11 protein-coding genes are annotated in these 13907 nt (G+C 64.9%); all 11 read right to left on the reverse strand.

Annotated elements, in window-relative coordinates; all coding sequences use genetic code 11:
• Positions 1 to 35 precede the first annotated feature (35 nt).
• The 11 genes from mdcH to ACIPQ1_RS03635 all read right to left on the reverse strand — a co-directional run bounded on the left by mdcH (position 36) and on the right by ACIPQ1_RS03635 (position 13769).
• Positions 36 to 956: a malonate decarboxylase subunit epsilon gene (gene mdcH / locus ACIPQ1_RS03585; protein ID WP_446533614.1), complete on the reverse strand. Its 921-nt coding sequence runs from the start codon at positions 954 to 956 to the stop codon at positions 36 to 38.
• Positions 953 to 1573: a malonate decarboxylase holo-ACP synthase gene (locus tag ACIPQ1_RS03590; RefSeq protein ID WP_446533615.1), complete on the reverse strand. Its 621-nt coding sequence runs from the start codon at positions 1571 to 1573 to the stop codon at positions 953 to 955. Before ACIPQ1_RS03590 ends, mdcH begins: the two co-directional genes overlap by 4 nt.
• Positions 1570 to 2373 (reverse strand): biotin-independent malonate decarboxylase subunit gamma, encoded by an 804-nt coding sequence (mdcE, locus tag ACIPQ1_RS03595; protein WP_250963779.1) that lies wholly within the window; start codon positions 2371 to 2373, stop codon positions 1570 to 1572. Before mdcE ends, ACIPQ1_RS03590 begins: the two co-directional genes overlap by 4 nt.
• On the reverse strand, positions 2370 to 3221 hold the full coding sequence (locus ACIPQ1_RS03600) for a biotin-independent malonate decarboxylase subunit beta (protein ID WP_411385869.1): 852 nt from the start codon (positions 3219 to 3221) through the stop codon (positions 2370 to 2372). Before ACIPQ1_RS03600 ends, mdcE begins: the two co-directional genes overlap by 4 nt.
• Positions 3214 to 3513, reverse strand: a complete 300-nt coding sequence (locus tag ACIPQ1_RS03605; RefSeq protein ID WP_207966832.1) for a malonate decarboxylase subunit delta — start codon at positions 3511 to 3513, stop codon at positions 3214 to 3216. The genes ACIPQ1_RS03600 and ACIPQ1_RS03605 overlap by 8 nt, the downstream gene beginning before the upstream one ends.
• Complete coding sequence (locus tag ACIPQ1_RS03610) at positions 3513 to 4388, reverse strand: triphosphoribosyl-dephospho-CoA synthase (RefSeq protein WP_411385871.1); 876 nt, start codon at positions 4386 to 4388, stop codon at positions 3513 to 3515. Before ACIPQ1_RS03610 ends, ACIPQ1_RS03605 begins: the two co-directional genes overlap by 1 nt.
• Positions 4389 to 6059: a malonate decarboxylase subunit alpha gene (gene mdcA, locus ACIPQ1_RS03615; RefSeq protein ID WP_446533616.1), complete on the reverse strand. Its 1671-nt coding sequence runs from the start codon at positions 6057 to 6059 to the stop codon at positions 4389 to 4391. It abuts the gene before it with no gap.
• Positions 6060 to 6282: 223 nt separating this feature from the next.
• Complete coding sequence (locus ACIPQ1_RS03620; RefSeq protein ID WP_053188902.1) at positions 6283 to 6708, reverse strand: hypothetical protein; 426 nt, start codon at positions 6706 to 6708, stop codon at positions 6283 to 6285.
• Positions 6671 to 7300 (reverse strand): nucleotidyltransferase domain-containing protein, encoded by a 630-nt coding sequence (locus ACIPQ1_RS03625; RefSeq protein ID WP_053188905.1) that lies wholly within the window; start codon positions 7298 to 7300, stop codon positions 6671 to 6673. The genes ACIPQ1_RS03620 and ACIPQ1_RS03625 overlap by 38 nt, the downstream gene beginning before the upstream one ends.
• Positions 7301 to 7381: 81 nt before the next feature.
• Positions 7382 to 7843, reverse strand: coding sequence for a chemotaxis protein CheW (locus ACIPQ1_RS03630; RefSeq protein ID WP_411385873.1), 462 nt, complete (start codon positions 7841 to 7843; stop codon positions 7382 to 7384).
• Positions 7836 to 13769: an Hpt domain-containing protein gene (locus tag ACIPQ1_RS03635; RefSeq protein ID WP_446533617.1), complete on the reverse strand. Its 5934-nt coding sequence runs from the start codon at positions 13767 to 13769 to the stop codon at positions 7836 to 7838. Before ACIPQ1_RS03635 ends, ACIPQ1_RS03630 begins: the two co-directional genes overlap by 8 nt.
• Between the last annotated feature and the right edge of the window lie 138 nt (positions 13770 to 13907).

Consider the following 13907-nt stretch of genomic DNA (forward strand, 5'->3'; position numbering starts at 1 on the left):
GTTGTTTTTGTGCTTCGCCAGCTTGAGTCGGTGGTCTAGGGTTGGCGGTTTCCCTCCTCACGCAACAGCGCTTGCAAGGTATCGAGCCGGGCACCGTCATAAGCCATGACAGAGCCCTGGTCGAACACCCGGCGCGCCAGGGCGCTGAGCACCGCACCGGGCGGCAGTTCGATCTGCAGCCGCACGCCTCGTTCGTAGGCGCTTTGCACCGTGCCGCGCCAATCGACGACGCGGCACATGTTGAAGGCCAGGTCGTCGCGCAAGGCCTCGACCTTGATCACTGGCCGGGCGCGGCTGCCGCTGAGATAGCCCAGGACAGGCGCTTTCAACGGCACCTCGGCAAACGCCTCGGCCAACGTCCGTGCCGGCGCTTCCAGCAACGGGCAATGGGACGGCACGCTCACCGCCAACCGGCAAGCCTTGCCAGCGCCTAGGCTCCGAGCCTTTTCGGCAACCAGGCCCATGGCGCCGTCGCTACCGGCAATGACCACTTGGTTATCGGCATTGATATTGGCCAGGTAGACCGGCGTTGTTTCACTGTGCACCTGGGCCAGCAAGGCTTCCACCATCGCGAGGTCCAGGCCGATGATCGCCGTCATGCCGTAGCCTTGCGGGTAGGCCTGCTGCATCAGTTCGCCGCGCAGGCTGACCAGTCGCAACGCATCCTCGAAAGCCAGCGCCCCGGCCACTACTGCCGCCGGATACGCACCGATGGACAGTCCCGCCACATAGTCAGGCGCGGGAACCTGTTCCAGCAATCGACGGGCCGCCGCCACGCCGGCGATCAGCAGGCACAGCTGCACGGCGCGGGTCGATTGCAAGGCTTCAGCGCTGTCCAGCCGCAAGACGTCTTCACCGAGCACAGCACCTGCCTCGTCCAAGATCCACGGCGCCACCCCATGGAGCATGCCCACGCGCTGCGCACCCTGGCCGGGAAAGACGAAGAGGCTGCTCACGCGACCTGCTCCAACGAAGGCTGCCAGGGATCGCTCACCAGCCGGGCCCGGACATCATCCTTGAGCAAGACCCGACGGGACGAGCCCGCCCATTCGCGCAAGGCCACGGCGCCGCAAGGGGTTTGCAACTGCATGTCCACGGCGCATACCGAAGCCTCCAGTAGCGCCAGCAACTCCTTGGCCTGGAGCCGATCCAGGCACTGCGGCGTGCGCAAAATCAGATCCAGGTCGCTGCGCTCATGCAGTGCCTCGACACCGGTGGCGAGTTCGAACCCGGCGCTGCCGCTGACACCCCAGGCCCAGCCGCTGGCATCGAGCAGCGGGCGCAGGCGGGCCAGCGTGTGCAGGGCCGGCAGGTCGCGAGTCGACTCGACGTGGCAGAGGTCTTCCGGCCTGACGCAACGGGAAATCGCCGCGACCGACATCGACGTTGCATAACGCTGCTCGCGCAAGCGCCCGCGCACGCCGATCGCGATTCGATCCGGTGCCGTCAGCGAGCGCCGAACCACCACCGGTTGACCGGCGGCCATCGATTCAACCACCCATGCCGGCGCATCCGCAGGCACTTGCTCCGGGGTCATCCCCCAGAGCAGGTCATGGGCCATGTACGTATTCACCACTGCGCGCTCAACAATTGGCGAACCGTGCTGGAGGCCGCCCGATGGGTCGCACCGAGGCGGCTGCTCAAGTCGCGGGGCGCCGCGGCGACATCATTGATCGCATGTTTCAGGCAAGCGGTGACTCGGGCCAGATCACTCGCCGAGGGCTGTTCGATCTGCTCCACCGACAAGGTTTCCCACAGCAATCCCAGGCTGGCAAAGCTGTCGATGTCATAGGCCATCGGCGGCACGCTGGCAGCCAGCGCTTCAAGCTCCTCGACACTGCGCAAGGTCACCCGCGCCGCCGAAGCCTTGCCCATGGCGTGGACCATCACGCCCGGGTCGCGCAGGGCAATCAACCGGTTGGCCTGGTAGCCGTGGGCCAGGAACGCCCCCGACATCGCCTTGCCCACCAGCAAGCCAATCACCGGATGCCCGGCCAACCGGGCGCGGGCGTAACTGTCGGCGGCGCCGGCCAGGGCCTGGTGAATGCCCAGCGCTTCTTCGCGCCGGCCATAGGCCTGGCTCGGTACGTCGACAATGGCGATCAGCGCACGCTTGTTGACCGCATCGCGGTCGGCGTCGATGGCGTCATCCACCGCCTTGGCCAGGCCCCACCCTTCCAGCAAGCCGACTTCGCCATTGCGCGCCCGAGGAAAACGGTTATCGGGATCGGCCACCACCGCCAGCAGGCGCACGGTTTGTTCGCCCAGGCTGACATCGGCGACTTTCAACGAAGCGGGTAAACCTTGCACCGTCCTGGCACCACCACTCAAGGCCTCGAACCAGCGCAAGCCTCTCAACGAATAAGCACTCATGGGCGTTCTCCCTGGTACAGCTGGCGAACCGCTTCCGGTTCGATTTGCACGTCGGTGTCCAAACGGGCCAGGCGTTGCAGGAACAGTTCGGCCTGGCCACTGCGGTGCTGCGCGGGCACGCCCAGGTGCAGCAACTGGCTGACCTGCTGGCGGATCTGCGTTACATCGTCGGCCGCGTAACGGTCCACCAGTCCGGTGGCGAAACGCTGCTCACCGCCGGTCAGGCTCCAGATGAAGGGCCGGTCGCGGGAGTCGTATTCGTCGAGGCCGGCTTCCTGTTCGATCACTTGCGGACCGTTCAGGCCCAGCCGTGCTTCCCGGGTCACCAGCAGATAGCTGCACAGCCCGGCGGCAATGGACATGCCGCCAAAGCAACCGACGCTGCCGGCGACCACACCCACCACTGGCTGGTACTGGCGCAGATCGACTATCGCCGAGTGAATCTCGGCAATCGCCGCAAGCCCGAGGTTGGCTTCCTGCAACCGCACGCCGCCGGTTTCCAGCAGCAACACGGCGCGGGTCGGAATGCCTTTGCGGTTGTCCTGCGCCGCCAATTCCAACGCACCGGCAATTTTCGCCCCGCCGACTTCGCCGAGGCTGCCCCCCTGGAACGCCCCTTCGATAGCGGCGATCACCACGGGCAGGCCATCGAGCATGCCCTTGGCGATCACTACGCCGTCGTCGCTTTGCGGCACCACGCCTTGGCGCAACAGCCACGGTGACATGATCCGCTGGAACGGGTCGAGCAATTCGCGGAACGTACCAGCATCGAGCAAGGCCTTGGCCCGTTGCCGGGCGCCGAGTTCGACGAAGCTGTGCTTGTTGAGCAACGCTGCGCTGTCAGTCATGGCCGATCTCCTCGAAGCCTTGTTCCAGACGCAGGCGCACCACGCCGGGGGTGGCGCCGAAATCATGGATGTCGATGCTCATCGCGGCCGGTGTCTGACCGTCGAACATCCGGGCAAACAGATGCCGCCAGCGCTGCTCGCTGCCATTGACCGAGGTCTGCACCTGGATGGTCAGCTTGCCCGCCAGGCCAGGCTCGATGAGCACTTCCAGATCGCCCGAGCCGACACAGCCCACCAGCGCCCTGCCCCGTGGCGGCTGCCCGGCGGGGAATTCAAAGGATAAGGTTTCCATCAGCACACTCCTGGGAAGAAGCCATCGCCGCGCTCGATGCGATCGAGGAACAGGCAGGCGGCGAGCAGGTCGGCAGCGCCGCCGGGCGAGGCGTTCAAGGCAATCAGTTGTTGGTCCAGCGCATGCAATTGGCGACGGCCGCCCAGGCTCGCACTGCCACCGACGTCGAGCACCGCTTTGGCACCCTGCTGCATGGCTTGCAGACCCGCTTCGCCGGCGCGGTAAAGCACGCAGGTGTCGGCCAGTGTTGTCATGATCGCCAGCAAGGCATCCAGGCGAGCGTTCTGCTCGCCCACCCCCGCCGCGCGGCTGCGCTTGAGTTGCGGCAAGCCCAGGCCCGTCACCGCCGGGAACGCCAGTTGCGCTTCTTCCCGGGCGCCGCGCACGCCGTAGCGCTGGGCGACCTGGGCGCCGTGGCTCAAGGGCTGGGGCGCATAACGGTCGGTGAGCAAGGCCAGGCGGGCGGCACGTAGCGTGACGGCGCCCGCGACGTTGGATTCAGGCTCCAGCGCCGCCGCCGCGACGAGCAAGCCCAAGGCCCAGATCGCACCACGATGCGTATTGACGCCGCCCGTGGTAACAAGCATCGCGGCTTCACCTTCTCGGCCGATCCGGCCGAGGGCCTCGCGCAATGGCAAACCGATCTTGCCGCAGTCGAGGGCGGCCTCGGCCATTTCCTTGAAGGCCGGCCACAGCGACAGTGCCGAGGCGTGCATCAGGCCCAGGTGCAGGTCGGTGTGGGCGCCGCTGCCGCGCCGGTCCACCAGGGCCGGTTTGGGTGAGAGGTCGGCTTCGTCGATCAGCGCGTCCACCGCCAGATCGGCCAAACGTTCAGCCAGGGATAACGTCTTGGGTTGCAGATTAAGGGCGCGCATTTACCAGCTCCTGAACTTGGCGGGCGGGTTGTAGAGGCCACCAGACCATTCCACCAGATCGGCCACGCTCTTGGCCGCGAGCAGCTCGCGAGTGGCGTCGGTGCGGCGGATGCCGAGGTCTTCGGGCAAGGCGATCAGCCCTTCGCGGCGCATGCGTGCGGTGTCTTTCGGGTCATGGCGCAGGCCGATGGCAGTGACGCCGGCCACGGCGGCGATCATCGCCTGGCGCTCTTCCAGGGAGCGGGCCTTATACAGATAGGCGATGCCCTCTTCGGTGAGCAGGTGGGTGACGTCATCGCCGTAGATCATGATCGGCGCCAGGGGCATGCCGGCTTTCTTCGCCACGTCCACCGCGTCGAGGGTGTCGACGAAGGTGGGCTTGCCGCCCTCCTGGAACGTCTCGACCATCTGCACCACCAGCTTCTTGCCGCGTTCGAGCAACGGTGCCTCGCCATCGCTGTGGCGCATGTCGAGCCAGGCCGACGTGCCATGACGGCGACCGCGGGGGTCATGGCCCATGTTCGGCGCACCGCCGAAGCCGGCCAGTCGACCGCGGGTCACCGTGGAGGAGTGGCCGTCGCCGTCCACTTGCAGGGTGGCGCCGATGAACAGGTCCACCGCGTACTGCCCCGCCAGTTGGCAGACCATGCGGTTGGAGCGCAGCGAACCGTCATGGCCGGTGAAGAACACGTCGGGGCGCGCGGCGATGTAATTTTCCATGCCCAACTCGGTGCCGAAGCAATGCACGCTTTCGACCCAGCCGCTCTCGATGGCCGGGATCAGCGTCGGGTGCGGATTGAGGGTCCAGTTGCGGCAGATCTTGCCTTTCAAACCAAGGGATTCGCCGTAGGTCGGCAAGATCAATTCGATGGCGGCGGTGTTGAAACCAATGCCGTGATTGAGGGACTGGACGTTGTGTTTTTCGTAGATCCCACGGATCGCCATCATCGCCATCAGCACATGCACAGGCTTGATATGGCGAGGGTCGCGAGTGAACAACGGTTCGATGTAGAACGGTTTGTCGGCCACCACCACGAAATCCACCCAGGACGCCGGGATATCGACTCGCGGCAAATCGCTGACATCGTCTACCAACTGATTGACCTGGACGATAACGATGCCGTCGCTGAAGGCCGCCGGTTCGATCAGCGCCGGTGTGTCTTCGGTGCTGGGGCCGGTGTAGATATTGCCGGCGCGGTCGGCCATGAAACCGGCCGAGAGCACGACGTTGGGAATCAGGTCCACCACCAGCCGGGCATACAATTCGATGTAGGTGTGGATCGCACCGATTTCCAGCAGGCCATCTTCCAGCAACTGGCTGATGCGCAGGCTCTGGGTACCGGCGAAAGAAAAATCGAGCTTGCGGGCGATGCCGCGTTCGAACAGGTCCAAGTGCTCGGAACGACCGACGCTGGGCATGATCATGTGCAGGTCATGCAGCTTCGAAGGGTCGACTTTCGCCAGGGAGCGGGACAGGAAGTCCGCCTGCTTCTGGTTGTTCCCTTCCAGCACCACACGGTCGCCGGGCAGGATCAACGCCTCCAGCGCCGCGACGATCTTGTCGGTGGGCAGCACCACACCGTCGGCAAGCCCCTTCACCAGCCCGAGACGCCGCTGCTTCTCGCTGCGCCGCCGCGTCCAGCGCGAGTCGGGGGATATTGTTGTTGTCATGACCACTCCACGGGTTCGCTGTCGTGGAGCTCACCTTAGAAGTGTTGTGGCGTGGGCATCAATCAAGCTCAGCGGCGGATCATTACGGTGGGAGTAATGGTTGAATGCCGCAGCGGACAAAGCTTCTGTGGCGAGGGAGCTTGCTCCCGCTCGGCTGCGCAGCAGTCGTCGCTTTTGGGGCCGCTTCGCGGCCCAGCGGGAGCAAGCTCCCTCGCCACGGATATCAAGTCTTGGCCATCAATTGCCGGACCCGTTTGAGCAGTTCCGCAGCGCTCTCAATCAGTTGAGTAAGCAGCGCATCATCTTCATCCATATACCCCTCGTACTCGGCAAGGTTGCGCCGCTCATGGCACAACACGAATAACCGAACCTGTACTTTGCTGACGTCCGCCGTGTGAGTCAGGCATTGGAAGACCAGATAGCGCTTGTCCGAGCGGTAACCATTCAAGCGTAGCGCCGTGAGCGCCAAGGCATGGGCGGCGTTGTATGCCAGGTCGAACCGGCTGGCGAAAGAAAGGGACGTTGTCTGTGCATCCTTCAAGCGATCCGTCGCCGAACGCATCAGGCCCTCACATTCCTGACGATCCGGTGGTTCGGCTTTCAGGCCGCCGCTACGTAACAGGTTTTCCAGGTTTTCTTGCTTGCCCATCCTTGGCTTCCAAAGGGTTCTCACCCAGCAAATTGATCTTGTCCTGTTGCGCTACACGCACCACGAAACTGTTGCCAGCGGCAAATTTCGCGAGCCAGTCCTGGGGGGTGTAGAGCGTTGGGTTTAGCGGGCGGCCCAGTTGTTCTTCCAGAGGCAGGAGCTGCTCCATGACTTCACTGTAGTGCAGGCCTTCGCCGATCAGCATGAGGTCTATGTCACTGGATGTGTTCGCTTGGCCTTTCGCGATGGAGCCATAGACGAACGCCCAGCGCAGTCGTTCTGAAAACGGCGCCAATGCCTGGCGCAACGGTTCGGCGATGCCGATGGTCTTCTGCACGATACCCAACAGTTCAGCGTAAATCGGACAGAGGGGGTTGGCTTGATAATGGGTTTGATTGCCCAGACGAGTCATGGTGAGCACGCCTGATCGTTGCAGGCGCTCCAGCTCGCGCATGAGGCTGCCCTTGCCTATTTGAGCCCAGCGGGCAATTTCATTGGTGTAGAAACTTTGATCTGGCTTACCGAATAGCAAACCCAAGATCCGCTGCTGGGTGGCGGTGAACAAAGCATCGCCGAGAGAGAGATGATTCATGGAAGCAGTCTGTAGTCCCAAAAAGGGAACGATAGGTCCCTTATTGGGACTTTACAAGTCCTGAAGCGTTTATACAGGGGTTCAGTTGCTGACCAGCCCCGCTGCAACCACCAACTCTTCCAACGCCAACAGATCCGGCACTTTCGCCACATGTTCCCCCACTTGCACCGCCGCCTGTTCCAGCCCGCACAGCGGCACGTCGACGTAGCTCAACTGGCTGTCGAGCTTGCAGGAGCGGGGGATGCCTTGCACCAGTAGCGCGATGAAGCGCAGCTCCGGCCGGCCGCCCAGGGCATTGAGCACGACGATGCGCACACGCTCGCCCATCACGGTTTTCTGGCCGCAGGCCGACTCGAAGCTCAGCAGCGGGATTTGCCGTTCGCGCCAGCTTACCCAGCCCAGGAACCACGGCGGGGTGTCCAGATCGAAGGCGCTGCTTTGGTAATCGATCAATTCGGCCACCGCCACGTTGGGCAGGATCAGGTGTCGGTCGGCCAAGGGCAGCAGTAACCCGGTGAGGTGGCTGGTGCGATGTTCATGCATGGGTTTTGCTCCAGTAGGCGATGCTGTCGAGCAGCACCGACTCCTGGTACGGCTTGCCCAGGTAGTCGTTGACGCCAATGGCCATGGCGCGGTCGCGGTGTTTCTGGCCGGTACGGGAGGTGATCATGATGATCGGCAGGTGCGCCAGGCGCGGGTCGTTGCGCACTTGGGTGGCCACTTCGAAACCGTCCATGCGCGGCATTTCGATGTCCAGCAGCATCAGGTCCGGCGCGTGTTCGCCCAGCAACGCCATGGCATCCACGCCGTCCTTGGCGGTCAGGACGTGCATGCCGTGGCGTTCCAGCAGGCGGCTGGTGACCTTGCGCACCGTCACCGAATCATCCACCACCAGCACCAGCAACGGCCGTTGCGGCTCGCCCTCGCCGTCGGCCGGCATCGGGCGGCGTGGAACCTGATGGGGCAAGGCGCGGATCGGCGCCAGCAGGTCGAGGATCAACACCACCCGGCCATCCCCCAGGATCGTCGCCCCGGACAAGCCCTGCACCGTCGCGAATTGCGGCCCCAGGCTCTTGACCACGATCTCCCGGGTCCCGGCGATGGCGTCCACCTGCACGGCGACGTGCCGCTCGTTGCATTGCACCAGCAGCACCGGCAAGGGTTGGCTCTGGCCCAGCAATTTCGGGCGACCGCCGGTTTTCAGCAACTCGCCGAGATAGCACAGCTCATAGCGTTGCCCGGCGTAGGTGTAGGTCGGCGGATCGAGCTGGTAATAGCCGTCCAGTTCGGCCGGCAACACCCGGACCATGCTGTCGATGGCGTTCAGTGGGATCGCGTACTGGTCGTCGTGACAATGCACCATCAACGCCCGGTTCACCGCCACGGTAAACGGCAGGCGAATGCGGAAGTGCACGCCCTGCCCCGGCGTGGAATCAATCGTCATGCTGCCACCCAGTTGCCGCACCTCTTCGTGGACCACGTCCATGCCCACGCCACGCCCGGAGATCTGGGTGATTTTTTCCGCGGTGGAAAATCCCGGTTGCAGGATGAACTGCAGCACGTCGCGGTCACTGATGTCGCTGTCCGGCGCCAGCAGGCCACGCTTGATCGCCTTGCGCCGCACCGCTTCCAGCGGCACGCCGGCGCCGTCGTCGCGGATGTCGAAAATGATGTCGCCGCCTTCCCGGGACAGGTCGAGGCTGATGCGCCCCCGCGCGGGCTTGCCGGCGGCGATGCGCACGTCGGCCGACTCCAGGCCGTGGTCGACGGCGTTGCGCAGCATGTGTTCCAGCGGCGCGGCCATACGTTCCAGGACATTACGGTCCATCTCACCGTCGGCATTGCCGACCACGAATTCAACGTCCTTGCCCAATTCCTGCGCCACTTGCCGGACGATGCGCTTGAGCCGCGGCAACATGCGCTCGAACGGCACCATGCGCGTGCGCATCAGGCCTTCCTGGAGCTCGGTGTTGATCCGCCCCTGCTGTTGCAGCAGGACTTCGGCGTCGTGGTTGCTGCGATCCAGGGTTTCCTTGAGTTCGAGCAAGTCCGACGCGGACTCGAACAGCGCCCGGGACAGTTGCTGCAACTGGGAATGCCGGTCCATTTCCAGCGGGTCGAATTCTTCGTAGCCCAGGCGCTCGACCTCCACCTGCTGGCGGCTGAGAATCCGCCCCTGGGTCTCGGTGTCCAGGCGCCGCAACTGGTCGCGCATGCGCTCGATGGTGGTTTCCATTTCGCCCAGGGCCACGCGCGCGTCGTTGACTTGCTGTTCGATGCGCCCACGGAAAATCGACGTTTCGCCCGCCAGGTTCACCAGGTCGTCGAGCAGTTCGGCAGAGACCTTGACCATGTCCGCACCGTCGCCCGCTGCGCCAGGGTCCGGTCTTGCCGGCGCCGTGGGAAGACTTACGCTAGCGGTGGGGACCGGCTCCGGTGCCGAAACAGCCTGTGGCGCCGCGCTTTCCTGGGGATGATTCACCGCCTGGATCTGCGCGATCAGCCGGTCGGCCAGTGGGCACGGGTGACCGGCGCGCACCGCATCGAGCATCTGCGCCAGTCGGTCATGGCTGCTTTGCAACAAGGCAAACAGCGCCAGGGTCGGCTGGAGCAGGCCCGCCGACAGGCCTTCGTAGAGGTTTTCCAGCTCGTGGGCGAGGTCGCCGATGGGGCCGATTTCCACCATCCGCGCGCCGCCCTTGAGGGTGTGCAAATCCCGCAGCAGGGTTTCCACGGCCTGGCGGTTCGACGGTTCTTCCTGCCAGCGCAGCAGCGCCGCGCCTGAGCTGTCGAGGATGTCGAAGCCTTCTTCAAGGAAGATTTCCAGCAACTCGGGATCATGGCCGGTGCCGTCGGCCTGGGCCGCGGCGCTCGTCTCGATGGCGTTCGGCTTGTCCTGGCGAAACCTGCGGATGGCGTCGATCAGCGCAACGGGATCGCCCAACGGCTGGCCCTGTTGCAACTGCCCAAGCAACAGGTCGAGGCGTTCGTGGCTGTTATCGAGCAACTGCGCCAGTTCCTCGCTGTAGCTGTAGCGCCGGTCCACCAGCCCTTCGTAAAGGCTTTCCAGCTCCTGGGCCAGGTCGCTCACCGGCCGGATGTCGGCCATCCGCGCGCCACCCTTGAGTGTGTGCAAGTCACGTTGCAGCGAGGACAACGGCGCGCCATTGTCCGGATCGGCCAACCAGCGTTGCAAGGCCTGGGCGGCGCTTTCGAGAATGTCCTGGGCTTCTTCGAGGAAAATCGACGCGAGGTCATCTTCCATCGAGGTCTCGGCGGGCGCGTCACGTTCCATTTCCGCCGTCGCGTGGCCCAGTTCGCGGATGCTCAAGGTGCGGCTGCCGTCGCTGCGGATCAGGCCGGTGGCCGAAGGGTCGAGGCTCTCCTGAAGCAAGCGACGCAAGGCCTGTACCCGCTCGGGTTGCGGACGCACGTGCTGCCCGGCCGCCAGCTCATCGAGCATGTCGATCAGCGCTTCATGGGCGCGCTGCGCTTGCTGGAAAAATTCATCGCTGACCGCCAGGCTGCTTTCTTCCACCGCGCCGTAGAGGTCCAGCAGAGCTTCGCAGAGTTCGTCCACCGGGTGCAGGTCGGCCAGGTGCGCGCCTTCGCCGAGGGTGGTCAGTTCATCCAGCAGCGCACTCAATTCCTGGCCTTCGCCAGGGTGCTGCTGCCAGCGCTGCAAGAGGCTCTCGGCGTCCAGCAAGATGTCCATGCCCTGGGCAAGGAAATTATTGATCAATTGTGGGTCGCGCTTGGTCCTCAGGGCTTTGCCCGGCGCACTGTTGGCGGCGTGCAGGCGCTCGGCCAGCAGCGCCTGGGCGCGCTGGATCAGGTCCCCGGCGCCGGGGATCGGCGTCAGCGGTTCGCTGTGCAACCGGCGCAGGCCCAGGCGCAGCAGTCCCTCTGCCTCCAGCAGCAACTCCACCTCATCCAGGTCGAGGGCGATCAGGTGCGCCCGGTATTCCCGGGCCAGCTCATCCATCGCACCGGCCAGCTCGGCGATGGGCAGCACGCCGGCCATGGACGCACTGCCCTTGAGGGTGTGCAAGGCCCGCTGCAATTCATCGCTGGCCTGCAACGGCAGGTGGTCGGCCGCCTGGTCGAGAAAACGATTGAGACTGGCGAGGTGGCCCTGGGCTTCGTTGTCGAAGATCTTCAACAGCAGCGGATCGAGAGCGGCTACATCCTGCTCGTCGTCATCGTCTTCATCGCCGCCCTTGGCCAGGCCATGGGCGCGGGCGGCCAGGCGGTCGACGTCGTCACGCTGGCGCTGGCGATTGGCGGCGAATTCGGCCACCAGGTCCGGCAACAATTGCACGGTATCTTCGATCAGCTGACGGACCGACGCCCCCGGCTCGACGCTGCGCTCCAGCACCCGGTTGAGCAGGTTTTCCACGGCCCAGGCCAGCTCGCCCAGCACCAGCGCCCGCACCATCCGGCCGCTGCCTTTCAAGGTATGGAACGCCCGGCGCAGTTCGCCCAGGGCAACAGCATCGTCGGGATGCGCGCCCCAGCGCGGCAGGTACTCACGCAGAACGTCGAGCACCTCGGCGGTTTCCTCGAGGAAGACCTCGCGCAATTCGTCGTCCACCGGGCTTTCGTCCAGTGGTGGCGGCAACAGGCTGCCCGGGGTGCTCCGGGCCGGCGGATTGACCGCCGAGACCGGGCTGGCCAGCACCTCGGCCAAGGACTGCACGGTCTGCGGGTCGTCCAGCTCCTGCAAATCCTGCATGACCTGGGCTTCGTTGGGGCTCAACACATCATCGAGCACCGGCACCCGCGCTTCGTCAGGGTAATAGCCGAGCGCGGCCAGGCTCCGCTCGACCCCATCGAGCAACGGCTCGCCAGGGGTTTCCGGGTCTTCGCTCAAGCGCTCCAGGTAGTATTCCAGGCCGGTGATCACGTCGGCCAGGTGGTCGAGTTCTTCCCACCCCGGCTGGGCCTGCTCCAGCAGCAGGTGGTCGCGGATGAACGCGTTGCAGGCCTCCACCAGGCTGGCGGCGCGGCCCAGGGGGATCATCGCCAGCGCGCCGCGCACCTGGGTCAGCAGTGCCGGCAAGGGCTGAAGTTGCTCGCTGTTCCAGTCCGCGTCGATGTAGTCGACGATCATGTCCTTGGCCTGTTGCAGGCAGGTGTGGGCTTCCTTGATGACGATCTGGTGGATCTGGGTCAGGTCGGTGGTGGGCAGGTGCGTGTCTTCGCGGCTCTCGGGCTCGACGGTGCCGACCATGCCGGCCAGGGTCGCCTCGACGTAGAGCAAGGCCCCGGCAACGTCCATGAGGGTCGCGTCATCCGGCGCGCGCTGGCCTTGGGCAAGGCTCAGGACCACCGCCAGTTGATCGATGATGACCTTGCGCGGCTGGCCGAAGCCCAGCACCGCCAGGGTGTCGGCGATCTGCCGCAGCGGCGCCAGCAGGCTGTCCAGTTCCGAGGCGTGCTGGCGGTCGCTGCGTACGAACAAGTCCAGGCGTTCCTTGACCCGCACCAACTCCTCGCACAGCGCGGCGAGCACCGAGCGCATGGCATCGCGGTCGGGCCCGGCCAGGCGCGCGCGTTCTTCGTCGACCATGGCGCTGTCGGGCAGCGCGTCGTCCAGTGAGTAGCGTTCTTTCATGATCTGCATCTGCCCGCTGGGATGTTCGGCCTTGGCAATATAGAACAACAAGCTCTTGAGCAGGTGCGGCGGTGCCGGCTGATTGATGCCGGGCATGCCTTGGTCCAGCAGGCGCTTGAGTTCCTTGTCGGCTTCCTTGAACAGGCTGCGCAGCGCTGGGCTGTTGGCGATGCGCCCGTCACGCATGCCTTCGACCAGCGCCGAGGCCACCTGCCATAACGCATTGAGCGGCGCGCCGGCGCACAAGGTTTCCAGGCGCTGGAAGACCTTGGCCAGGTAACCGAGGTGGGTCGCGTCGTCCTGTTCGCGCAGCAGGCCCACCAGGGCCATTTGCAGGGTCTGGCGCCATTTGCGCAAGGTGTTTGGCAGGTCGGCGGGTTCAAGGCGCTGCAAGGCCTCGTCGTCAAGCGGCGTAATATCGGGCAGTTCGGGGCTGAACAGGCTGGTTTCCGACAGCAGGCTCTCGCCCCGGGCACTGCGCAGGTCGTTGATCAAGGGCAGTACCACCAACGGCAGGTCACGGCGGGCACCTTGTACGCGCTCAAGGTAGATCGGCAACTGCCCCAGGGCCTGGCTCAACAGGCTGATGGCTTCGTCGCGATGGGTGACGCGGTTGTCCTCGAGGGCGGCGCACAGCTGCTCCATCTCCTCGGCCAGCAGCGCCGCGCCGTAGAACTCGACCATCTGCAGGCCGCCGTGGACCTGGTGAATGCAGGCCAGGCACTGCCCGAGGGCATCCGCCGCCTGGGGATCGTCCACCAGGCGGTTGAGGGCCAGATGAGCCTGCTTCAGCGTTTCGGCAATCTCGCCCTTGACCCATTCCAGGGCCACGTAGTCGTGCCGATCACCCATAACCACTCCAAATCAACAGTCATATGCCGAGGGCAAAAATAAAACCCTGTGGTGAGGGAGCTTGCTCCCGCTTGAGTGCGCAGCGCTCACAAAATCTTTGGGGCGGCTGCGCCCCCAGCGGGAGCAAGCTCCCTCGCC

This window comes from Pseudomonas sp. LARHCG127 (assembly GCF_052871455.1).